This window comes from Pseudoalteromonas sp. S3785 (assembly GCF_005887365.1).
GTDB lineage: Bacteria > Pseudomonadota > Gammaproteobacteria > Enterobacterales > Alteromonadaceae > Pseudoalteromonas.
Genome location: NZ_PNCT01000216.1, coordinates 1 through 247, shown reverse-complemented (window position 1 = coordinate 247; position 247 = coordinate 1). Strand labels below are relative to the sequence as shown.

The window sequence follows — 247 nt, the reverse complement described above, 5'->3', positions numbered from 1 at the left end:
TATCTGGCTTGTTAAGTATTAATAGGCGTATCATTTCGTAGTTCACTAATATACGGAGAGACAACTCATGTAAGCGGCCTTTGTTTTTAAGCATGTCAAACAGCTCAACCACACTAGGCGAACACACACCATTCCTGGCAAAGTGCTGTATGGTGTCGTCATACCTAAATTCAACCTTGCTTGGTAAGTCACCCGTTTGCAGACAGGCTATTAGAGCTTTGCCTAAGGCTTGCGGATTGTTAATAAA

At 42.1% G+C, this 247-nt stretch carries 1 pseudogene; it reads right to left on the bottom strand.

What is annotated here, in order from left to right:
* Positions 1-247: pseudogene (locus CWC17_RS19505) on the bottom strand (response regulator); the annotation flags it as partial.